Genomic DNA, 22710 nt, shown 5'->3' with positions numbered 1-22710 from the left:
TCGCAAAAATGGGGCATCTACCGTGTCGTTTGGATGCCAAACTCCGTCTGAAGTTTGCGCACACCAAGTGGGGTAAAGGTAACGTGGCGGCTGCCTGTCTGCGTTTTTATCCATTGCTTTTCAATCAACCAGCGCAGCAGCGATGCGCCAAGCACGCCGCCGGGATGATAACGTCGTTCGCTCCAGTCCAGACAACCACAGGTTAATTTCCGCCGGGATGAGCCAGCAGTGAGGACAATCCCCATCAGCGCCAGCTTTTCCTGTCCAAGTAACGTCAGCGTTTCGCCATCCGGCGTTAACCACTGGCGGGAAACCAGCGTATCGAACAGCCTTACCGCCACCTCTCCAGCCAGATGATCGTAGCAAGTTCGGGCATGCCGCAAGCTTAGCGGCGTAGTAATTTTTCGTGGTACGGATGTGCTCCACGCCACGCCCATCAGGCGCTCCAGCAGTTCGGCGATATCGGGACTCGCAAGGCGAAAATAACGATGCCTGCCCTGCGCAAGCGCCACAACAAAGCGTTGTTCGCACAGACGCGCCAGATGCGCGCTGGCGGTCGACGCAGACACATCCGCCACAGCGCTAAGTTCGGTTGCAGTCCAGGCGCGCCCATCCATCAGGGCGCACAGCATACGCGAGCGCGACTTATCGGCCATTGCCGCCGCAGTAAGCGCCATTCTCGACTCCAGATCGTCCTCTTCTTCATTTAACACCACTGATGCCATAACGCCCCCTTTGACCCTAAATAGCTGAATGAACGATGCCATGAGAGCGCCCTAAAGTCACTGCACAGGTCACGCCGCTCGCAGCATCATCTCTACGCCAAGCCCGATCAGACAAAACAGAAAACAGCGTTTAAACACGAGCGGAGAAATAACTCTTCGCACACGGGTTCCTATCCACTGGCCAATAAGTGCAGGAACAATGGCCAAAGCCGACAAACTTAGGGATTGTACGGGCAGCGCGTTGTGCCACCACAAGCCCAGTGCTAACGCCAGTGTCGAAAACGTAAAAGAGATCCCAAGCGCCTGTACCAGTTCATCCTTTTCAAAGCCCAAAGACTGGATCCATGGCACGGCGGGCATGACAAATACCCCCGTTCCCCCCGTCAATAAACCGGTCACGAATCCAATGACAAGGGAAAGGGGTTTTTCACGCTGCGGATCCACGGTAATTTTCTTTCCCGCCAGCGTCCAGATAGCATAAGCAACCAGTGCCATACCAAGCGCAAACTGGGTCCGGGTTGTGTCGCCCCCGGTGATCCAGACACTGGCAAGCAAAGTGGCAATCACCACCGCCAGCAGCATAGGCCACAATCGTTGCAGCAATCGGCCAGTGTTACCACCACCGCCAAACTGAAACAGATTGCTAATTAGAGAGGGTAACAGCAACATCGCCGCCGCTGCGACCGGAGAAATAAGCGATCCGAGGATCCCCATCGCCACCGTGGGCAAACCCATACCGGTGACACCTTTCACCATCCCGGCGAGGACAAACGTGACGGTAATCATCATCACCAGGGAGGGTTCAAATGCGTATACATTGGCCATTCTTTATTTCCCCACAAAAAAAGATAAGCCAGGTTAAACGCAACTATGAATACTTGCTTCGTCGGGTGACGAAATATGCCATCCAATTATTCGCAGATAATCACTTCGCTGCGGATATTACGTGCACAATATAAGGTTCCGTCTGTCAGATACAATTGATGAAAGCACGTGTTATCTGGGATGTTGTGTAAAAGGGAACGCTCAGTATCAATGAACTCTCGTTGTATCCGATAATGAACCGCATCATCAGTTTCAAAGGAAACATATTCCCGTTTGGTATATGGTTTACTTTTTAATTTCACATATACAATGTATTGCACCGTACTGAATGTCAGTCCAGTTTTTGCAGCAATCTCTTTCAGATTTAGTGGTTCAGAAGACGTATAGAGAGTTTGTACCTGCTCAATACGTTTTTGATTGTAGGCTGATACCCGCAGGCTCAGTTTCAGTCGGTACGCCATATTGCGCACAACCGTAATATTAGTGCGAAGCATCCCCGCAATCTGCTCCGTCGTGAGAACGCCTGCATTTTCACGCAGGACGGCCAGACTCTCTTTATTCCACCTGAATGCCATATAGTGTTTCTCTTTGTATCGCGTTCATCGGGCGGCCAGTCGCGCAAACGTTGCATCTAACTCAGGCGGTTTCCGCATCCCCTGGTGTAATTCCAGTACACGACCGTCCCTGTCAATTAACACAGAGGTTGGCGTACCGATGACCTGATAGCGCTCCTGGGAAATCTTAAGCTGATCGCGGAGTACCGGGTAAGAAACCTGATGTTTCGCCAGTAAGTTATCTATGTTAACCGTCGCCGGATCGGTATTCACGGCCACGACCATAACGTTATCGCCCCACTTTTTACTTAGCGCTTCCAGCGCGTCCATTTCGGCAAGACAGCCACCGCATCCCGCCGACCAAAAGTTTAGATAAACAGCCTTTCCACGCCAGCGTTCAAGCCCTGCTTCTCCCCCCTGCAGGTCGAATGTTGCCAGCGCCGGGGCTTGCTGCCCAACCACCAACTTCTCTTCTTTACATCCACTAATCAGAACCAAAATGGAGAAAGTTAATATGTTAATCCAGCGCATGTTGATTCGCCTCCTCACCCTGATATTTGCCATGCTGCAAACGGATAATACGATCGGCAAATAACCCAAGCGCCGGATTATGCGTCACCATCACAATCGTGCGCCCCTGCCGATGCAGGTCAGTGAGTAGATCCAACACCCGCTGTTCATTCTCTTCGTCAAGGTTACCCGTAGGTTCATCGGCAAAAATCACCGGCGGCTCATTGACCAGCGCCCGGGCAATGCACACCCGTTGCTGCTCTCCCCCAGAAAGTTGACTCGGCAGGTGTGTTACTCGATGCCCAAGACCGACTTGTTCCAGAACCTTTCTGGCCGCCGCTTCATCTACCACGCTATGGTAGTGTTGCGCCAGCATGATATTCTCCAGCGCGGTTAAAAACGGGATCAGATGAAACTGCTGGAATACCAACCCTATTTTCTCAGCACGAAAACGGCGACGCCCCTCTTCATCCAGTGCGGCAGCATCAATCCCATCTAAAAACACCTGACCTTCTGTCGCGGTGTCCAGGCAGGTCAGAATATTCATCAGTGTCGTTTTACCCGAACCAGAAGCGCCCATAATCGCGACAAACTCCCCCTGCACTATTTGCAGGTTAATGTCATCTAAGGCGGTAACATCGCCGAACCGTTTATATAAATGGCGGGTTTCAATCGCCATTGACGGGGTCTGCACAACGGACATTGCGTTACTCTCCTTTCAACACTTTTGCGGGTTCGACGCTAACCGCGCGACGGACCGGAACAATCGCCGCCAGAATGGCGACCAGTAAAGATAATGTCAGGGTGATGGGCAGCACTGGCCAGCGTAGCGCTATTGCGGCATTGAATACGGTCAGTCCCAGTAGTTGGGCCAACATGTACCCTAAGATCCACCCACAAACCACTGCAGCCAGCGCGATAATGCAGGTTTCAAGGAGAATTTGCCGGACAATATCACCGTTGCTGGCCCCCAACGCTTTTTGCAGCGCAAATTCCCTGGCCCGCTCACCCACAATGGCCATCAACGTGGTATTCACGCACAAAGATGACAGCGCAAGGATCACAACCGATACCAGCCCCATTAACCCTTTTATTTTATCCAGTACCTGTCCTTCTGATGCGGAGACTTTCCGTATAGGACGGATCTCCAGATCCGGGTATTGAGCCTGCAATCGGCTGGCATAGTTTTCCACCTGACCGACATCGTTACTGACACTCAGCAGCCCATGGCTGATTTTATCGGGCTGATGCAACCACGCCTGCGCCACATCAAGACTCACAATTAGCATGTTATCTGTCGCATCACCGGCTTCAACAATGCCTTTTATCTGTAAGTTTTTGCGCTGATTGTGATCCACCAGGATGATGTTATCGCCCGGTTGGACGTTAAGACGCTCAGCCAATTTGACGCCAATCATCGCATTGCGATCGTCAAAGCTAACACCAATCCAACTCCCCTGAACCTGCCAGTACGGCACCAGCTTTTGCAAGGATTCAAACCACACGCCGACAATCACCACCTTCTCCAGCTCGGTACGCGCCATACCGTAAAGCCAAGGACTGGCTCCGTGAACCAGGCCTTGCGGTGCCTGATCTAAAATAGTCTGCAACGCTTGCTGCGGCATGCTGGAGCCATGGCCTGGCCCGATGTAGAAATTTGCGCCAAAGGTCCGCAATTCTTCACTCATTTTGGTATTGATGTCGAACCACACCGCAGATAGCGCGGTCACAATGGTCGCCCCGACCATCAATGCGGCAAATACTACGCTAACTCGCTGAAAACGCAGACGCAGCGCCCGCCATACCAGCAACCAGAGCATGGTACGTTTAGCGGCCATACAGCACCTCCACAGGATACAGGCGGGCAATACGGCGGGCCGGGAACCAGGTGCCAATCAGGGCAATCAGGACCGCAATAACCAATACACATGGCACCACAATCCAGGCAAAATTTAATGGCGCATCAAATAGCATCAGGCCAATCGCTTTCGCCATTCCCCATCCAGCAACACATCCCAATGCCCCACCGGCCAGTCCACTGGACGCGGCTTCAAGATAGAACAACAGCATGATTTGCCACTGATGCGCGCCAAGCGCCTTCATCAGGCCGATCTCTTTAGCGCGCTCCATAATGGTGCTGGTCATCAGTGACGCGATTCCCATAGCCGAAGCTGCCAGTGCTGCGACGGTCACGACGGCCATCAGCAACTGAATTTTATCGATTACAACCCCCTCAGATGCAGCAACCTGCCACACAGGGCGAACTTCTGCACCGGAAATAGCCTCCTCCAGTTGATGAGCAATGGACGAGACATAGGCCGTGCAGTACCAAAGGTCGTACTCTTCAGCATTCAGTGCATCGAGATTTTCACGCGCCCGACGCGACAACTCATTTTCCGGCACCGTCAGCGCTGAGACACGAATGGCCTGCACTTTGCCGGGTAAATCCAGCAACGTTTGCGCCGTGCTCAACGGCATAACCAGTTGGTTATCCTCATCCCCGCCGCTGGAGAGGATGCCGCTGACGGTCACATTCACCGTTGTATTGCTGGTACGGATCACCAGTTGATCGCCTGGCTTCCAGCCCGTTTGTCGTGCCAACGCATGCCCTACCAGTGTTTGAGGAGCATCACCAGCAGGCTCTTGCGGCCAGTGGCCTGTCACTTGCCAGAATGGGCTTACCGTTTTTTGCCCCGTCTCAAACCCTTCTTCATCTGGAATATCTACCGGTTGGCTGAAGAAGGTGCCGAGAATACGTACTTCTTTGCCGTTAACGTCGACATCACCGCCAAGCATAGGGGCAAAGCCGACAATGTTGTTGCGCCAGAAAATATCCTTAATGTTGGGGAGTTCCGCTTCATCAAGGAAATCCTGTCCTGATAGTGGATTACTGTTTTCACTGAAAAGTGCAGGCAGCGCCGCCTGTCCGGCAGGTTCAATCAAAATATTGGCACCATAGGACTTCAATTCTCTGGACATTTTATCGCCAATATCAATCGACACCGCCAGCAGGGCGGAGATAAGGCTGGACGCAAGAAAGACGGTCATAATAGCCAGCCCCTTGCGTCGGAGATTACGCCCCCAGGATTGTCGTAACATTCGCCACAGCATTTTGTTACTCCTCCCTCAATTCAGCAGGGACGAACTGTTCCGGAGTTTTACGGAAGCGATCGTAATTGGCCTCGGACGAGAAAAACCAGGTTTTGCCACCATAGCTGTATTTGTAGTCAGCAGAAGTATTGGTCAATGTGGAACCATCAACCGGGTCGGTCACCTTGATGGTCATGACCGTCGAGAAGTAATTCACGCCAGCAGCCAGCTCTTTACCTGGGATCACCAGCTCTTTCTCATCATTACGCCAGTTTTCAATTGGCACCGGATTGCAACCACCAGGTTTACCAATCGAAGGAATGAAAATGTGTACCCCGCATGCCACGCAGATAACCTGATTACCTTCCATCACGTAACCCTGATCGCCACACAGTAGACAGGCATCAAAAACCACCCCCAAACGCAACTTGTCGGGATAGCGGTTAATCACGAAAAAACGTACCGCTTTACCATCATCGGCCACCCAAACAAAGCGGTGCAGCTTGCCATCACGGAGTCGTTCTATTGGCAGATGAACCATGCCATCACTGGCAAGTTGTACCGGAATGGCTTCTGACAACTGCGGCGGTTGAGAGGCGACTTTTTCCCACCACAGTTGCCCGGCGATCACCACCACCGCACAACCTAGCGTGACCAGCCAAAGACGAAACGCATTTCGACGATGCGCCAGCGCCAGTCGATAAGCAATCGGCTCATCGGCTTTACGCGTCTGGCGGATCGCGCGTAACAACGCCGGTACCCAGCACAGTGCCAGAGCAAGTAATAAGGCGGCCCCCAACCAGTTATACATCGCCGCGTTGTTTGTCACTTTGGCCACGAAACTCAATAGCGATTTCGCCAGCGGTAGCACCTGCAGTTTCATTAACAGCAGCAACAAATTACCGCTTAATGGCAGCCAAATCATGACCATCAGAATCAGCGTCAACGGCCAGTAGAGTCCACGAATACGACGCAACAGCATGGCGCTCAGTACCCCCGCCAGGCAGAGGATCGCAAATGCCAATAGCATTGCCGTCAGATTCAACAGCAGATCGGTATTTAGCACATGGGTGCTGGTTAATCCGCCGAGATTGGGATCCAAAGCCCAATGTCGGGCTGCGCCAAACACCAAAATCCCTTGCCACAGGTAGCGAATGCGCTTTGATACCCACCAGAAGCTCAATACAAACAGCAGCGTAATCATCACTTCTGTGCCAACCAGCAACAATTGCACTGGCTGCGAGCCGCGGAGGGTAAGTCCCACCAGCACGCCAAGGATTAAGCCTGTGAATAAGGTCCAGACGAGTGGGCGCAATGAAGGGGGATCGATGCGACTCCAGAGAACCCCGGAGAGCAGCGCAATGCAGAAAAAAACCTGTAGCGTCGTGACAAAAAAATAACTCATAACATCGACTCTGTACGGCGGATTGAATGATGTAACTATCCAGGTACATCGATAATTTAGAGCCTGCCCATCAGGGGGATAAGTTCGCGGTCAGTTAAGACATGAGCAGCGCAAAACAAATCGTGGGTACACTTCGTACGTAAGATTGTGAGCACTGCCCGGTCCAAAATGGCAAATCAAGCAGCCTGATGGAAAAGCGCTTAGTTCAGGCCGACGTATTTAAATTCATAACTCACATCAAATGGTTTCCACCAGCGACCAACGCCGGTCTCACTGTCTGTATGACGGTGCATACCTGCTTTTGACGGCGGTTCGATGTGATAGGTCACTTTATAGTTACCCACCCCCATCATTTTGATGTTCGCACCGTAATGAGGGCCATCGCTGGCAACCATCGGCATGAACGTACCTTCTTGTTTTTCACCCGTATCACTGTTAATCAAGGTGTAACTGATAGTCAGATAAGGGATCCATTCGCCTGCGCCAAAACCATTTTTACTGCCTTCCACGGCATGAATATCCGCCTCAAGGTGAATATCGGCTTTTGCTGCCGGTAATCCCATGCCACGCGGTTCCATATCGATTGGCTGCAGGTACACAGCGGCCAGTTCCATCTCATTCATGGTGACAGGCTCGCCTGCCGGATACTCCTTAAAGGCAAACGCTGCCGGAGCAGTGAAAATACCGGCCATCACTGCACTGGCAATCAGGGTTTTCTTCATGGTCATCAGACATATCCTCTCGTCTCAAATAACAGCTATAGATTAGTTTTTATCGTTTCCCCAGGAACAGTGCTTTTCCGCCGCATCACCCACAGCGCCACCAGCGCCGCAAGTAGCAATATGGTCTGCGGTAATAACGTTTCCACGTAGGGATAAATTCCCAACCAACTGATTTCAGGGAAGCCGTTAATCAACGTTGGCTGGAACAGCTTACCTTCCACCAGTTCCAGAACCCCTTTGCCCGCAAATACAAAGGCCATCAGGTACATAAAACTGCCGGTAAACATAAAGAACGGCTTCAAAGGCAGGCGTACAACCGAGTAGCGCATGATGAGCCAGGCGACCAGCAGAACAACACAGCCGATAACAAAACCTGCCGCAATCGCCATATGCCCAGAAATATCATTCGCATCCCCGATAAGGGCGTAGTAAAACAGCACGGTCTCCGCCCCTTCGCGGTAAACCGCCAGGAAGCTGGTAAGCCACAGTCCAACCAGTGAACCACGGGAAAGTGAGTGGGACAGTTTCCCTTCCAGCCATGCTTTCCAGTGGCGAGCCTCGACTTTAGACAGTAACCAGTAGCTCATGAAGAACAGCATGACGACGGCAATCAGCATCGTTACGCCTTCCAGCAGTTCTCGGCTGGCGCCGGAATTCGTGAACAGGAGTTGGAATATCACAGCGGTAATAACGCTTGCGATTAACGCGACAATCACCGACTGGCGAATTAACGGAAGCTTATCCTGGTGATTGTTTTTCACCATATAAGCCACGATGGCCGCCACAATAAGCAGGGCCTCCAGTCCTTCGCGCACGATAATCATCAGGCTGTAGAGCAGCAGGCTCCACTGGGTTTCTTCTCCTTCCCCCAACATCACCACTGCTTTTTGTAAATCCTGCTCCAGTGCGCTGGCTTCAGCGTTGAGTCTTTCCACTGGCTGACCCGCTTTCATCAGACTAACCAGACGCGTGAAGTAAGCCTCCAGCGAGGTTTTAAATGCCGAATCGCGAGAACCGATTTTGTTTTCCATACCGCTAGCTTCAAAGCGGTCAAAATAACTGTCTTGCACATCCAGAATGGCATTCTTCGCATCGCCCTCCTGGTAACGGGCAATCGCTTTCTGAATACTTTGATGGATACCCAACGAGACGGCAGCCCAGTCTGCGCGGGCTATATCATCCTGTGCCGTGGGCGTATTCCCCGTGTTTTGCACCGCCGTGACCTGCTGTTCGTCACGGGTAGTAGGCAGACCAGGCAGAAGATCCTCAATATCCTGTAACAACGTCGTGACCTGATAAGAGACATCATTAAGGCGATCCGGCTCTGCGGTGAGCGCAATCAACGCAGAAAATTGCTGGTTAATCGCAGCAGCGTCTTTTGCCGATCGATTCTGTCTGACCGACATTTCCATCTCTGAGTTTTTAAAACCTTGATAGTGCGCTTGTTGAACGTTCTGGCTGGCTACGCTTAAATTCCCGGCCTGATAGTTATTTACTGCCTGAGCCAACAAATCGTCGATAACGCGAAAACTTTCTTGCCAGTGTACGGCGATATCTGTCCTGGAAAACGCATTGTGCTGCTCTTCGGCAACCAGGCGATGTCCGCCATCTAACACAGGTTCAACTTCGCGCAGCGAGGCTTTGAGCCAGTCGATTTTAGACTGCACGTCAGAGAGCGATTTTTTTTCGCCAATCATGCGACGAATCTCACCAAAAGCGCTTTCCATCTCATAACTTTTGCTGGCGGAAATGTTGATTCGAATAGGACCTTCAAGGTTTTCAAATACCTCAAAGTAAGCCATTTGCACCGTTCGCCGCGCTTCATCAGTTTGTTGCTGAGAGTAAAGTTCTGCTGTTTTATCAAGACGTTGTTCAATATCCTCAATTAACGGAGCATAGTTTGTTGCGGCCCATACATGAAGGCTTACAAGCAAGCTACACAAAGTGGTCAGCAGGAAAACACAGAACTTACGCACGGTACGCATCCCGTAAAATACAAATGATAATTATTATCATTATCGATTTTAGCTTGCGTTGTACATGACCTGGATCATAAAAATGTCAATAGGTAACAAGTTATGTAAATTTATCTCATGAAAATGTGATGAATACGAAATTGAGACATTCGGGATTTATTAATGATGCCGTCAATACAGGAGAATTTATCGGTGATATGGAATTGAGTTGCCCCATACTCACTGACGTAAATGAGGCCGGCAATGAGTATGAAGATAAACGTTATTTAAAACAAAAGCGATCAGGGAACTATTATATCAGGGCCACGAGTAATCCGTTGCAAAAAACGGCCGTAACCCTGTTCGCCTGTCCAGTAGTTGATGCTTCTCTCAACCCCATTCGATGTCAGGGTCGCACCAGAAATACCATCTACTGTATATTCATCGATATTCTGTGGTTTCTCCTGAGTTATTCTTAGTGCTGGCATCCAGTTATTATCAACCACTTTTTTACCCGGCCATTGCTTGCGCCAACTCTCATCTTCCACTCTGGCTCCCAAAAAAGGAGTTTCCCGCTGCTGATAGTAATACAGGTTTTTAACCGTACGTCCGTCTGGGTCAAGAGCCAGAAAGGCATACATCATTGACTTCGCGCCCTTACCGAAAACAGGGAGTATAATTTGTTGAATTTTATTGCTTTTATCTTTTACAAGATATACATCTGCAATCGTACAGCGCTGATGGATCTTCGCGGGATCATGTTCCGGAGCGAGTTTTTTACATCCCTGCGTCTGGACGTCATCAGCTACCCATTCACCGGAATCCAGATTAACCTTACGCGCTAAAATATAACGTTGATACAAATTGTTAATTGTTTTTTTATCCTGCGCATCTGATTTCAACAGGCCTGAAGCATGCAGAATAGCGGCATGTTTCTCTTCACCGGTAGGTTCAGCGAGTTCCCCCTGATACATCATAAACCAGACAATAGCAGCAATAAAAATAAGGATACAAAAAAACATCATTGATATAACAATAACTTTACCCTTGCGCATTATTCTTTAATCCCTGCGAGAAATAAGATATTTAAAACATCATCAGATATGCCATTACCTTTGTGGATTTGCAACTACAGAAAAAATCAAAAATATATAACTATTAGTATATAATTTCAGGATCCAATATCAGAACAACATGTTTTTCTTACCTTTTTATCGTAAAAAAATGCCGGGTTTCCCCGGCATCAGAATCAGACGTTTTTTGCCCACCAGAGGCGTAGCTTCATTCCCCAGTAACTGGTCCAGCCGCTGGTTGTCGACACCACGCGACCGTGCGACATCACGACCAGCGTTGGCGTGACGCTGATGTCCCAGCTGCGGGAGATGGCTCCGTCGGCATCGTTGATGACGGGAAAGTCTACGCCTTTACGCGCCAGCCAGCGCGTCACCTCCGCCTCATTACCAGAACGCAGCGCAATGGTTATCACGTTCTCGCCTTCTGAGTACAGTCTGGCGACTTCCGGTGTCGTGAACCGACACACGCCGCACCAGCTCGCCCAGAAATAGATCAGCACTGGATCCTCTTTGCTGAGCGAGGCCAGCGTAACGTTTTCACCATCCAGCGTCTGCAAAGGCGTACTGTCAAACGCTACGGGAAGCTGGGGCGCTCGCCAGGCATCCATCAACAACATCGCCCCGGCGAATAACACCAGTAAGATCAGTCCTTCGCGCAGCCAGCGGCGCAGTTTACTGACCATTTGCGGCCGCCAGTTTTTCTTTGACCACCTCTTCCAGTGTTTCCCACGGTACTGCACCCGGGATCAGCTCATCGCCAATAATCGTTGCAGGCGTGCCTCGCACACCGACCAGACGTGCCAGTTGCAAGTTGGTGCTCAGCGTCTCCTCACTTTGTGCATCCAGCGTCACAGGGCTGGCAGCGGCTTTCTCCTGTGCCTGTTTAATACTCACTGCCGTGTGGTAGCCCTTCTTCTGCATCAGTTTCTCATGTAACGCCAGAAACTGCTGCGGATGCTCACGCCAGGTCGTCAGCGCGGTTCGCGCCGACAGAACCGAACTCTCCCCTTTAAACGGCAGCGGTTTAATCACCACCGCCACATCAGGATATTTCTGTACAATCTTTTCCAGCATCGGATCCAATTGCTTGCAGTATGGGCAGTTGTAATCGGTGAAGTTTATCAGGGTCAGTTTTGCCTGCTTTGCGCCAATCCGCGGGCTGTTGGGATCGTTAAACAGGGCTTCCTGAATTAATGCTTCAATTTGCTTTTCCTGTTCCGGGGTAAACGGTGCAGGTTCTTTCGCCACGCTGACGGCAGAAAACAGGGTTAGCAGCAGGACAATCATCATTTTCATGGGTTCACTCCTTTGGCATCGGCCAGTGTATTCAGCAGCACATCGCGGGTTAACAACGTCGGCAATGCCTGACCTTGCGGCAAACCGGGACCATAAATTTGGTTGAACGGCACAGCAACCTGGCCGCGTTTTTTCAGGAATTCGGTGATCGCTTCAGAGGGCAGCGTCCAGTCACCCCGCAGAGCCACCACATCGGGTTGTTGCAGTGCAGTCTGGACATCTTCTTTTTGTAGAACATTGAATTTATTGACTTTACAGGTAATGCACCAGTCAGCCGTCACATCTACAACTACGCGCTTATGCTGAGCCAGTGCATCTTCAATGGCCTGCTCGCTCAGCGGTTGCCAGTTCACACTCTCTTTGGCTGTACTTTGGCTTGCGAACCCCAGGTGCGGGAGCAGCAATGTTGCCAGCCAAATAGCCGAGCCAAGCATCATCACGCCAAGAAGACGCCGCAAGATATTCATCCAACGCCCCGGACGCGGCAGACGCAGCGCCAGACCCGGACGCAGTGCCACCAGCAACCATGGCAAACTCATCCCCAGCCCGAGCGCGAGGAACAGCCCCCATAGCGTCGGCAGCGAGGCGGTCAACGCCACCGCCACCGCCGTCCCCAGGAACGGCGCACTGCACGGCGTGGCAAGCAACGTCGCAAACGCGCCCTGCCAGAAATGCCCTGACAAACCGTTACCGCCGCGAGTTGCCAGTATGGTGGTCATTGCTGAAGGAAGGCGAAATTCAAACAGCCCAAACAGGCTGGCGCTGAACGTCAGCATCACCAGCATCATAAAGCCGATAAACCACGGACTCTGGAACTGGATCCCCCAACCAAGCGCCTGATTGGTCAGGCGCAGCACCGTCATCAGCAGCGCGAGAGCCATAAAAGAGACCAGGATCCCAGCCACCGATGCCAGAAACTGACGGCGGATCTGACGACGGCTTTTTTCCTCAACCAGTAAAATCGAGCCCAGCTTCATGCCCAGAACCGGTAAAACGCAGGGCATCAGGTTGAGAATCAAACCGCCCAATAACGCCATAAGCGCCACTTGCCACAGCGGGAGTGAAGCGTTTTCAATAACCGGGGCTTCGCCAATCGTAAGACGACTTTCCTGGGCAACGCCGTTATCAGCCAGAACCAGTGTAAGTTGTTTACCACGAAGATTCGGCGCCCCTTCCCCCCAGCTGTCATGAACCGGAACCGTTGCCCGTAGTATTTCGCCCTCTACGCGGATTTGCGGCATACCAAAATCCGCATCATCAACGGTGTCCAGGTACAGGCCTGGCGCAGACCAGCCCCCCACACGACGAGCCTCAACCACCAGCTCTCCGGCTTGCGCCCCGGCACTAAGCGCATCGGTCAGCCCGCTGGCCAGCGGTATCTGCCCCATCGCTTGCGCATAGTCATGAGCAAAAGACGGGTCCTGGACGCTCGGCGTCACGGAAAAGGGAAAATCCGTTAACAGGCAGACATTGCTGCAGGTTGATAGGGTCAATACACCGTTAAGGGCGGCTGGCGTGGTGCCACGTACTACCATCGGGAAGGTGACATTATCGTGATATCCCTGGGTGGTGATATTGGCGACCTCAAAACGCGCGGGAGTCGGCCAGTACCAATCAACAGCAGGCATTTTATCTTTCCAGGCGATGGACGGTGCTACACCGCCCTCACCCGGCGATCGCCAGTAGGTTTTCCAGCCATCCTCCAGTTTAACATCGAGCAGCAGACGGGTTTCACCGTCTGCTGCTGTATCGGCACGTAACCGCACACTGGCGTGATTGTTATCGGGTGAACGCAGCCAGCCGATATCAGCCGCCCAGGATACGGGCAGCCATAGCAATAACAGGCAGAGCAGCGCCTGCCTGGAAACAGTCTTCATATTTTTTCTCCGTGAATAATTATCTAACAGTCTGCAACGGCTGCGCTGTCATTCACGGAAGACACAAAATCGGAGATGCACCCGGAGAGTGGGCGGCGAGATAGCGCGCGGAGGGAAAAAAGGTAGGCGAAATGCCCGCACGGGTGCCAACAGCGACAGCAGCAAACATAGCACCAGAATCGCGCCTTCAAACAATACTGGCGGTGCAGCCAGCAATGATTTTGCGCTTAGCTCACAAGGCGTAACGGGCGAAGCTTCATCGGTATCGGCCTGGGCGCTCGCGACAACAGCAGTGGTCGTGGTGTTCATCTGCAACGCGTGCAGACCCGCCATGCGCTGCGCGGTGCATACCATCACCACAACACATGCCAGGCAGAGGAACCACCATCCCATCCGTTGACGTTTCGCCATTATACCCTCACTGATTGACGCGAGTTATCTTAGTCACTGGCGAGGTTTTGGCAACCTTTACCCTGTAAAGTTATGTCGGCAGAGGCCGGTCAATTCTCATTCCGCTCCAGCGCGCTGCCCAGAAATGATAATTAATATTGTTAATTAATTTCATTATTGCAAAATAATGACGCTAATAAAACAAAGCTAAAAATATCACGGGGTTTATTATTTACTATTCACAAAGCGTCCCTACAAGTATTTCACCACTGCCATGAAATTGAATGACAAGTATGCCAGTAGATATGCCTGCGTAAATGAAAGTAAGGGCCAGCACATTTTCGGATAAATATTGTATTATAACTTACCGCCATGAACATTATGTTCATCATCAAAACAATTGTTTGTTAAATGTTATTTAGAGTATATGGAAATGAAAAAAATCTTACTTCCTCTTCTAGGCCTGATTTTTACTGTGAGCGTTCAGGCAGCAACATTTACCGATGGCAAGGAATATATTTCACTTGAAAAGCCAGTTGCGTCAGCGCCCGCTGCGCTAAAGTTCTTTTCATTTTATTGCCCTTCATGCTACCAATACGATGAAGTTCTGGAAGTCACTGATAATGTGAAAAAAGCATTACCTACTGATGTCAAACTTACTGAGTATCACGTTGATTTCTTAGGTCCGTTGGGGCCGGAGATGACGCACGCGTGGTCTGTCGCTATGCTGTTAAACGTGGAAGATAAAGTAAAACCTTTACTGTTTGATGCCGTGCAGAAAAAACAAACTGTTAAAACAGCAGATGATATTCGCAATGTATTTATCCGCGCTGGTGTCAGTGCAAATGACTATGATGCTGCATGGAATAGCTTTGCCGTAAAATCATTAACGGCGAAGCAACAGGAGTTGGCTAAAGCGGTAGACCTGAAAGGTGTACCGGCTATCTTTATCAAGGGTAAATATATGATTAACCCGAAAGAATTAAAATCAGATAACGTTAACGCTTTTGTCCAGAACTACGCTGATACCGTTCGTTTTCTTTTTTCCAGACCTTGATAAGCCGTTAATATTACTGACGCACCACCAACAGGAGCCAGAGCCTGTTCTGGCTCCTGTTGCTACAGGCAGACATTATTGACTGTCAGCTGTCATATACGCTGGCAGAACCTTATTCAGAGGCGTAATCCTTCAAAACAGAGGCAACACGTATTCTGTAGTATGAAAAAATCAACTGCTTACCCTCCTGTTGTGCGGCCTGATGCCTGACGTTGCATTTCCACCTGCGCACTGCATCCTCATCCTCCCACCATGAAAGTGACAGCATTTTCCCGGGCGTATTAATGCTCTGAAATCGTTCGATAGAAATAAACCCAGGGATCTCTGCCAACAACAGCTTCAGCTCTGAGGCCAGTTGAAGATATCGCTCTCCAGCCTGAGGATGCACATCTGCTTCAAAAATAACGGCGATCATTCAGTATCTCTCCCATGTTAATTTCAGCCACTCTATTACTGGATAAAATGCGATGCTTCGCTCAACAACGAACAGTCTGGTGAAAAGGGAAAATGTGAGTATGACAGGTAAATAAACAAGCAGGCTCACCGCATTAGCCGGTGACCCTTTTATGACCTGCGCCCCCTTTTTCATGGTTGGCATTCGCGCCTATCGGGATTACCCTAAACTTAACGGTGATACCTTTTGAGAGGGATTGCCTTCTTCATGTGTTGATTTACACGAGAGAACGCTATGGAATTAAAGGATTATTACGCCATTATGGGCGTGAAGCCGACAGACGATCTCAAGACAATCAAGACCGCCTACCGTCGTCTCGCGCGAAAATACCATCCCGATGTCAGCAAAGAACCCGACGCTGAAGCTCGTTTTAAAGAAGTTGCCGAAGCCTGGGAAGTACTGAGCGATGAACAGCGCCGCGCCGAATACGACCAGCTGTGGCAGCATCGCAACGACCCGCAGTTTAATCGTCAGTTCCAGCAAGGAGAAGGTCAAAGCTACAGCGCTGAAGATTTCGACGATATCTTCTCTTCAATTTTTGGCCAGCACACACATCAGTCACGGCAGCGCCACGCCAGTCGCGGGCATGATATTGAAATCGAGGTCGCCGTTTTCCTCGAAGAAACCCTTGCTGAGCATAGCCGCACCATCAGTTACAACCTGCCGGTATACAATGCGTTTGGCATGATCGAGCGGGAAATCCCCAAAACCCTCAACGTTAAGATCCCGGCCGGTGTCGGCAATGGGCAGCGCATTCGCCTGAAAGGTCAGGGAACCCCTGGTGAAAACGGTGGCCCGAACGGTGATTTGTGGCTGGTGATTCATATCGCGCCGCATCCGCTGTTTGATATTGTTAATCAGGATCTGGAAGTTGTCGTTCCGCTTGCCCCATGGGAAGCCGCATTGGGCGCAAAAGTAACTGTACCAACACTCAAAGAGAGTATTTTGCTGACCATCCCCGCAGGAAGCCAGGCTGGACAGCGATTACGTATCAAAGGCAAAGGTCTGGTCGGTAAAAAACAGACTGGCGACCTGTACGCGGTCATCAAAATCGTGATGCCGCCGAAACCTGACGACAACAGCGCCGCCTTGTGGCAACAGCTGGCGGATGCGCAGAAGTCCTTTGATCCGCGCAAAGAGTGGGGGAAAGCATAATGGCTAACGTGACCGTTACCTTTACCATTACCGAGTTTTGTCTGCATACCGGTGTTTCTGCAGAAGAACTGAATGAAATTGTCGGTTTAGGGGTAATCGAACCCCGTGAAGATGAGACCTTTGATGACCATGCACTGACCGTGGTGCAACGCGCACTGCGTCTGCGCCATGAACTGGCGCTTGACTGGCCAGGAATTGCCGTCGCACTGACGTTGCTCGAGGAGAACGCGCAACTGCGGCAGGAAAACCGCTTTTTGCGCCAACGCCTGTCCCGATTTATTAGCCATCCGTGAATATGTTAAGAGTGCGGCGATGAGCCGCACCTACAGGTAAGCAGGGCGTATTTTTTATAAAAAACCAAACTCATCAGATTCGATTTCTCGGCTACGGATTGCCCAGCTCGGTACCTGCCCGGCAGATATTCAGAAAAACTGTGGATGAATGACTCTATCCGCGTCAGCTTTTTAGCCAGAAATAACGTTTATGGGTAACCGTCTCACTAGTACCGACAATGTCCTTCTGCGCAACGCATCAATTTGCTGATGATCTGAACTTGCCCCCCAGGCAAACACTACTGGACTGGCCTGGGTTCAGTTAAGGCTTTTACAGGTCATGAATACATCATGGCCATGCCTTCAGCCACGCCAATATGGAAAGACTTTCAATGTGCAGTTAAATTGCAGCGTATAGCACTAAAAAGAAAAGCCTGGGATTGGGGTAGGCAAGTGTTTGAATGTTACATAAGGGGATTGGTGAAGATTGCAAGTCTATTCTAATGCTTCAAAAGCAAAAAGGGGTTACCTTTCGGTAACCCCTTTTCATGTTTGGCGGAAGCGTAGAGATTCGAACTCTAGAACCCTTTCGGGTCGCCGGTTTTCAAGACCGGTGCCTTCAACCGCTCGGCCACGCTTCCAATGAGGCGCACTATAAACATCCCGAACGAACCTGTAAAGCACCAATGTGTTCGTTTGCCTGAAAAACAGCCAAAATGTTGTTAATCGACTTAAATAACAACAAATTGACCGTTTATTCAGCACAAATCCGGGCTGCTGCTGTTTACTGTTTTTTGATGTACATATCTTTGGTGTAGTAGTTTCCCCGGTTATCCGGTGCAAATCCCCCCACCCATGGCTTCACCAGATGGGTACGAACATAGTGGTAAACCGGAATCGCTGGCACATCTTCCCCTAAAAGGTCTTCAGCCTGCTGGTAATATTTGCCTCGCTCCTGGAGCGAAGTTGCTTTCGCCGCATTGTGCATCGCTTCGTCAAAGGCTGGATTACTGTATCGGGTGGTGTTTTCACTATCACCTGTGCGGAAAATATTGAGGAAACTCGACGCATCGTCGTAATCCGCTATCCATGCATAGCGTACGACGTCAAAATTGCCGGTGTGCATGGTATCCAGCATCGTTTTCCATTCCTGGTTCTGCAGTTTTGCCTCAACGCCAAGATTTTTCTTCCACATTGACGAGGCGGCAATCGCGATTCGCTGATGCGTTTCGAAAGTGTTGTAGAGCAGATTTAAGTTAAGCGGATGCTCAGGGCCGTAGCCCGCTTCCGCCAGCAGTTTTTTTGCCTCGGCAATGCGTTTGTCGAGTGGCCATGATGCGTAGTCCGGCGCGTGTAATTTTACCCCGCCAATTTCAGGCTGGCTGATAACCCACGCCGCACGCTGTCCCTGTCCCATCACCTTTTGTGCGATGATGTCCTTATCCAGCGCCATATTCAACGCCCGACGCACGCGTGGGTCGTTAAACGGCGCACGCGTGGTATTAAACTGATAATAATAAGTTGAAAGCTGAGGTGAGACATGGAGTTCATCACCCATCGTCTTTTTCAATTGAGCGAACTGATTGACCGGAACACTAAAAACAATATCGATTTCCCCGGCTTTGTAACGGTTAACGTCTGCAGCCTCTGAACTGATGGGCAAATACGTCACTTTATTAATGACCGTGTGCTGATCGTCCCAGTAATGCGGGTTGCGCACGGCAACAATCCGCTCGTTGACGACCCACTGCGACAACTTATACGCACCACTGCTGACAAAGTGCTCCGGACGAGTCCACTTATCGCCAAAGCGGCCAATCAGCACTTTATCCAGCGGGACCAGTGATGGGTGCGCCAGCATCGCTAAAAATGCCGCTGTCGGCTGCGTCAGGGTAATTTCCAGCGTGGTGTCATTCAGTGCCTTGACCCCAAGCGTCGCGGGATCTTTTTTCCCCTGAGCAATATCAACCGCATTTGCGACATGTATATTGCCCAGATAAGAGGCATAGGGTGAGGTAGTTTGCGGTGAAACCAGGCGCTGCCAGCTCCAGACGACATCCTGTGCAGTAATAGCCGATCCATCTGACCAGGTTATGCCTGGACGTAAATGAAAGATCCAGACAGTGTTATCTTTATTCTCCCAGGAGGCAGCAAGACGGGGCGCAATAGTGCCATCCAGGTTTACGGCCACCAGTCCATCGAACATATCGCTGATTAAATTAAACTCAACGTTGCTTTCAACTTTATGCGGATCCAGTGAGGCTGGCTCACTGCCGTTATTTCTGACCAGTTCTTGTTGAGCTGCCAGTTCTGTGCCCGCGGGAACTGTCGCAGCGCTCGCCATGCCGTTGATAGACATCAAACAGACAGCCAACAGCGTAAACGTCAATATCTTCGATTTATGTTGAGTCATTCCCTTTACCTTATTGCTCTGTTTTATGTAAACACCGCTGTCACTGTCAGAGAGATTCGGAAATAACGCAATATTTTTCAGTTACCTGGGAGAGGTGGATCTGACATTTTTGCACTTATAGTGCTAACATCTGATTCGGGAGCTTTTGTTGAAATAATATGCTTAAGCCTGGCGGGTTAAAATGCGTAAAGATGGGTAAAACCGCTGTGTCATTCCCCTTGATTTCATTATCCTCCATCATTAATTACATCTGTCATAAGAGAGTGACTCATGGATCGTATTATTAGTTCTTCGCGCGATCGTACATCGCTACTCAGCACACATAAGGTGCTGCGTAATACCTATTTCCTGCTCAGCCTGACGCTGGCGTTTTCAGCGATCACCGCAACTGCCAGTACAGTACTGATGCTGCCATCTCCGGGTCTGATTCTGACGCTGGTTGGTATGTATGGTCTGATGTTCCTGACCTACAAAACGGCAGATAAACCAGTAGGTATTCTGTCTGCTTTCGCTTTCACCGGTTTCCTGGGTTACATCCTGGGACCGATTCTGAACACTTACCTGTCGGCAGGTATGGGTGACGTGATCGGTATGGCACTGGGTGGTACGGCGCTGGTCTTCTTCAGCTGCTCTGCGTATGTTCTGACCACGCGTAAAGACATGTCCTTCCTCGGCGGTATGCTGATGGCAGGTATCGTGGTGGTGCTGATTGGTATGGTTGCGAATATCTTCCTGCAACTGCCAGCGCTGCATCTGGCGATTAGCGCGGTGTTTATCCTGATTTCTTCAGGTGCCATCCTGTTTGAAACCAGCAACATCATCCGTGGTGGTGAAACCAACTACATCCGTGCAACCGTCAGCCTGTATGTATCGCTGTACAACATCTTCGTCAGCCTGCTTAGCATTCTGGGCTTCGCCAGCCGCGATTAAAATGACCACGTACATTATCCAGCCCCGCTTATGCGGGGCTTTCTTTTTTGGTAAACTGCCGCCAGTTTGACTAACGCAGTGAAGAATTATGTTGATCTTTGAAGGTAAAGAAATCAGTACTGATAGCGAAGGCTATTTAAAAGACACAACCGAATGGAGCGAACCGCTGGCAGTTGCCATTGCTGAAAACGAAGGAATTACGCTGTCAGTTGAACACTGGGAAGTAGTGCGCTTTGTGCGCGAGTTTTATCTGGAGTTTAATACCTCCCCCGCTATTCGTATGCTGGTCAAAGCGATGGCCAATAAGTTTGGCGAAGAGAAAGGCAACAGCCGTTATCTCTACCGCCTGTTCCCGAAAGGTCCGGCCAAGCAGGCAACCAAAATTGCAGGTCTGCCAAAACCGGTCAAATGTATTTAATAGCGGATACTAAATCCCGTTAACTCTTCGCCAGGCCGATGCGGTTCGCTGAGGACTCTGTCTACCCTGGCGCTACGCGGGCCCCCGGCTTTTAACCACTTCATCAGTTGTTCTACCTGCTCGCTGTCACCGCAGGCGACAACCTCTACGCTGCCGTCATCCATATTCTTCGCGTATCCGGTCAATCCCAGCCGTTGTGCTTCATGCTGGGTGGTGTAGCGAAATCCTACCCCCTGAACCCGGCCATAGACCCAGGCGATTATGCAGACTTTCGACATTGCGGTTCTCCTTATCATCACAGCGCGCGTTGCAAATACACGTAAAACTCAGGACAATGGCGCCCATTTCTTTGAATTGACAGAATAGTAAATTATGAGTGTACGTTTAGTGTTAGCCAAAGGGCGCGAAAAATCATTACTGCGCCGCCATCCGTGGGTATTTTCCGGTGCCGTCGCACGTATGGAAGGTAAAGCCAACCTCGGTGAAACCATCGATATTGTTGACCATCAGGGTAAATGGTTAGCACGCGGCGCGTACTCACCCGCGTCGCAGATCCGTGCACGCGTCTGGACATTTGACAAGTCTGAGTCCATCAATATTGATTTCTTCACCCGTCGTCTGCAGCAGGCGCAGACATGGCGTGACTGGCTGGCGAAAAAAGACGGTCTGGACAGCTATCGTCTGATCGCCGGAGAATCCGATGGTCTGCCGGGTGTCACCATTGACCGCTTCGGCAACTTCCTGGTGTTGCAGTTGCTCAGTGCGGGGGCTGAATACCAACGCGCCGCGCTGATTAGCGCTCTGCAAATTGTTTTCCCTGACTGCGCCATTTATGACCGTAGCGATGTAGCGGTGCGTAAAAAAGAAGGTATGGAGCTGACTCAAGGGCCAGTAACGGGCGAGCTTCCGCCAGCACTGCTGCCAATTGAAGAGCACGGAATGAAGCTGCTGGTTGATATTCAGCACGGACATAAAACCGGTTATTACCTCGATCAGCGTGACAGCCGCCTGGCCACGCGTCGTTACGTGGAAAACAAACGTGTCCTGAACTGTTTCTCTTATACCGGCGGCTTTGCTGTCTCAGCATTAATGGGCGGATGCCGTCAGGTGGTCAGCGTCGACACCTCCCAGGAAGCGCTCGATATTGCCCGCCAGAACGTAGAGCTGAACAAGCTGGATCTGAGCAAAGCTGAGTTTGTGCGTGATGACGTGTTCAAGTTGCTGCGCGCCTATCGCGATCGTGGTGAGAAATTTGATGTTATCGTGATGGACCCGCCGAAGTTTGTCGAAAACAAGAGCCAGTTGATGGGCGCCTGCCGTGGCTATAAAGACATCAATATGCTGGCAATTCAGTTGCTGAATCCGGGTGGCGTACTGCTGACATTCTCCTGCTCCGGATTGATGACCACCGATTTATTTCAGAAAATCATCGCCGATGCCGCAATAGATGCCGGGCGTGATGTACAATTTATAGAGCAGTTCCGTCAGGCCGCCGATCATCCTGTGATCGCTACCTACCCGGAAGGGCTGTATCTGAAAGGGTTTGCCTGTCGCATCATGTAACTTGAAAAGTGGAATATTACCCTTAC

The 22710-nt window shown here is 50.7% G+C and carries 24 protein-coding genes and 1 tRNA gene; 6 read left to right on the top strand and 19 right to left on the bottom strand.

Features of this window, described 5'->3' with window-relative positions; genetic code table 11:
* Positions 1 to 17: 17 nt before the first annotated feature.
* The 15 genes from AL515_RS09865 to AL515_RS09795 all read right to left on the bottom strand — a co-directional run bounded on the left by AL515_RS09865 (position 18) and on the right by AL515_RS09795 (position 14443).
* Positions 18 to 725: an ArsR/SmtB family transcription factor gene (locus tag AL515_RS09865; RefSeq protein WP_048212084.1), complete on the bottom strand. Its 708-nt coding sequence runs from the start codon at positions 723 to 725 to the stop codon at positions 18 to 20.
* A 69-nt stretch (positions 726 to 794) separates the two neighbouring features.
* The gene (locus tag AL515_RS09860) at positions 795 to 1550 is read right to left on the bottom strand and encodes a sulfite exporter TauE/SafE family protein (RefSeq protein WP_105242161.1); all 756 of its coding nucleotides are present in this window, start codon (positions 1548 to 1550) and stop codon (positions 795 to 797) included.
* A gap of 86 nt (positions 1551 to 1636) precedes the next feature.
* A complete protein-coding gene (locus AL515_RS09855) occupies positions 1637 to 2125 on the bottom strand; it encodes a hypothetical protein (RefSeq protein ID WP_061067652.1) in 489 nt (162 codons plus the stop codon).
* Between the two features lie 24 nt (positions 2126 to 2149).
* Positions 2150 to 2635: a TlpA family protein disulfide reductase gene (locus AL515_RS09850; RefSeq protein WP_061067651.1), complete on the bottom strand. Its 486-nt coding sequence runs from the start codon at positions 2633 to 2635 to the stop codon at positions 2150 to 2152.
* Positions 2622 to 3317, bottom strand: a complete 696-nt coding sequence (locus AL515_RS09845; RefSeq protein ID WP_048212087.1) for an ABC transporter ATP-binding protein — start codon at positions 3315 to 3317, stop codon at positions 2622 to 2624. Before AL515_RS09845 ends, AL515_RS09850 begins: the two co-directional genes overlap by 14 nt.
* Before the next feature lie 4 nt (positions 3318 to 3321).
* Positions 3322 to 4452, bottom strand: a complete 1131-nt coding sequence (locus tag AL515_RS09840; protein WP_061067650.1) for an ABC transporter permease — start codon at positions 4450 to 4452, stop codon at positions 3322 to 3324.
* Positions 4442 to 5725, bottom strand: a complete 1284-nt coding sequence (locus AL515_RS09835) for an ABC transporter permease (RefSeq protein ID WP_061067649.1) — start codon at positions 5723 to 5725, stop codon at positions 4442 to 4444. The genes AL515_RS09840 and AL515_RS09835 overlap by 11 nt, the downstream gene beginning before the upstream one ends.
* Positions 5726 to 5729: 4 nt before the next feature.
* Entirely contained in the window at positions 5730 to 7109 is a 1380-nt protein-coding gene (locus AL515_RS09830) for a Fe-S-containing protein (protein ID WP_061067648.1), read from the bottom strand.
* Positions 7110 to 7309: 200 nt separating this feature from the next.
* A complete protein-coding gene (locus AL515_RS09825; RefSeq protein WP_003035987.1) occupies positions 7310 to 7837 on the bottom strand; it encodes an iron transporter in 528 nt (175 codons plus the stop codon).
* Between the two features lie 29 nt (positions 7838 to 7866).
* Complete coding sequence (locus AL515_RS09820; RefSeq protein ID WP_061067647.1) at positions 7867 to 9816, bottom strand: FTR1 family iron permease; 1950 nt, start codon at positions 9814 to 9816, stop codon at positions 7867 to 7869.
* A gap of 272 nt (positions 9817 to 10088) precedes the next feature.
* Positions 10089 to 10841, bottom strand: coding sequence for an NADH:ubiquinone reductase (Na(+)-transporting) subunit C (gene nqrC / locus AL515_RS09815; RefSeq protein WP_048212092.1), 753 nt, complete (start codon positions 10839 to 10841; stop codon positions 10089 to 10091).
* Positions 10842 to 11035: 194 nt separating this feature from the next.
* On the bottom strand, positions 11036 to 11542 hold the full coding sequence (locus tag AL515_RS09810) for a protein disulfide oxidoreductase (RefSeq protein WP_061067646.1): 507 nt from the start codon (positions 11540 to 11542) through the stop codon (positions 11036 to 11038).
* Positions 11532 to 12155: a DsbA family protein gene (locus AL515_RS09805; RefSeq protein WP_061067645.1), complete on the bottom strand. Its 624-nt coding sequence runs from the start codon at positions 12153 to 12155 to the stop codon at positions 11532 to 11534. The genes AL515_RS09810 and AL515_RS09805 overlap by 11 nt, the downstream gene beginning before the upstream one ends.
* Positions 12152 to 14032 (bottom strand): protein-disulfide reductase DsbD family protein, encoded by a 1881-nt coding sequence (locus AL515_RS09800; RefSeq protein WP_061067644.1) that lies wholly within the window; start codon positions 14030 to 14032, stop codon positions 12152 to 12154. Before AL515_RS09800 ends, AL515_RS09805 begins: the two co-directional genes overlap by 4 nt.
* A 48-nt stretch (positions 14033 to 14080) precedes the next feature.
* Positions 14081 to 14443, bottom strand: a complete 363-nt coding sequence (locus AL515_RS09795) for a hypothetical protein (protein WP_048212096.1) — start codon at positions 14441 to 14443, stop codon at positions 14081 to 14083.
* 412 nt (positions 14444 to 14855) lie between these two features.
* Here AL515_RS09795 and dsbA point away from each other — a divergent pair, with 412 nt between their 5' ends.
* The gene (gene dsbA, locus AL515_RS09790) at positions 14856 to 15479 is read left to right on the top strand and encodes a thiol:disulfide interchange protein DsbA (RefSeq protein WP_061067643.1); all 624 of its coding nucleotides are present in this window, start codon (positions 14856 to 14858) and stop codon (positions 15477 to 15479) included.
* Between the two features lie 112 nt (positions 15480 to 15591).
* Here dsbA and AL515_RS09785 read toward each other — a convergent pair whose 3' ends face one another.
* Positions 15592 to 15894, bottom strand: coding sequence for an antibiotic biosynthesis monooxygenase family protein (locus AL515_RS09785; RefSeq protein WP_061067642.1), 303 nt, complete (start codon positions 15892 to 15894; stop codon positions 15592 to 15594).
* A gap of 273 nt (positions 15895 to 16167) precedes the next feature.
* Between AL515_RS09785 and cbpA the strand changes: the two genes are divergently transcribed.
* Positions 16168 to 17088: a curved DNA-binding protein gene (cbpA, locus tag AL515_RS09780; protein ID WP_061067641.1), complete on the top strand. Its 921-nt coding sequence runs from the start codon at positions 16168 to 16170 to the stop codon at positions 17086 to 17088.
* Entirely contained in the window at positions 17088 to 17381 is a 294-nt protein-coding gene (gene cbpM, locus AL515_RS09775; RefSeq protein WP_048212100.1) for a chaperone modulator CbpM, read from the top strand. Before cbpA ends, cbpM begins: the two co-directional genes overlap by 1 nt.
* 532 nt (positions 17382 to 17913) lie before the next feature.
* Here the strand turns inward: cbpM and AL515_RS09770 are convergent.
* Positions 17914 to 18001, bottom strand: a tRNA-Ser gene (locus AL515_RS09770).
* 143 nt (positions 18002 to 18144) lie between these two features.
* Positions 18145 to 19773, bottom strand: a complete 1629-nt coding sequence (locus tag AL515_RS09765; protein ID WP_061067640.1) for an ABC transporter substrate-binding protein — start codon at positions 19771 to 19773, stop codon at positions 18145 to 18147.
* 270 nt (positions 19774 to 20043) lie between these two features.
* Here AL515_RS09765 and yccA point away from each other — a divergent pair, with 270 nt between their 5' ends.
* Positions 20044 to 20703 (top strand): FtsH protease modulator YccA, encoded by a 660-nt coding sequence (gene yccA / locus AL515_RS09760; RefSeq protein ID WP_003035917.1) that lies wholly within the window; start codon positions 20044 to 20046, stop codon positions 20701 to 20703.
* A gap of 88 nt (positions 20704 to 20791) precedes the next feature.
* The gene (gene tusE / locus AL515_RS09755; RefSeq protein WP_048212102.1) at positions 20792 to 21121 is read left to right on the top strand and encodes a sulfurtransferase TusE; all 330 of its coding nucleotides are present in this window, start codon (positions 20792 to 20794) and stop codon (positions 21119 to 21121) included.
* Here tusE and yccX read toward each other — a convergent pair.
* Positions 21118 to 21399, bottom strand: a complete 282-nt coding sequence (gene yccX / locus AL515_RS09750; protein ID WP_048212103.1) for an acylphosphatase — start codon at positions 21397 to 21399, stop codon at positions 21118 to 21120. The two genes, tusE and yccX, sit on opposite strands and share 4 nt — an antisense overlap.
* Positions 21400 to 21493: 94 nt before the next feature.
* Between yccX and rlmI the strand changes: the two genes are divergently transcribed.
* Complete coding sequence (gene rlmI / locus AL515_RS09745) at positions 21494 to 22684, top strand: 23S rRNA (cytosine(1962)-C(5))-methyltransferase RlmI (RefSeq protein ID WP_048212104.1); 1191 nt, start codon at positions 21494 to 21496, stop codon at positions 22682 to 22684.
* Positions 22685 to 22710: the final 26 nt, after the last annotated feature.

Origin of the sequence: Citrobacter sp. FDAARGOS_156 (assembly GCF_001559235.2) — a bacterium.
Classification (GTDB): domain Bacteria; phylum Pseudomonadota; class Gammaproteobacteria; order Enterobacterales; family Enterobacteriaceae; genus Citrobacter; species Citrobacter youngae.
The sequence above is the reverse complement of the archived record's forward strand: the minus strand, read 5'-3'. Positions and strand labels throughout refer to the sequence as shown.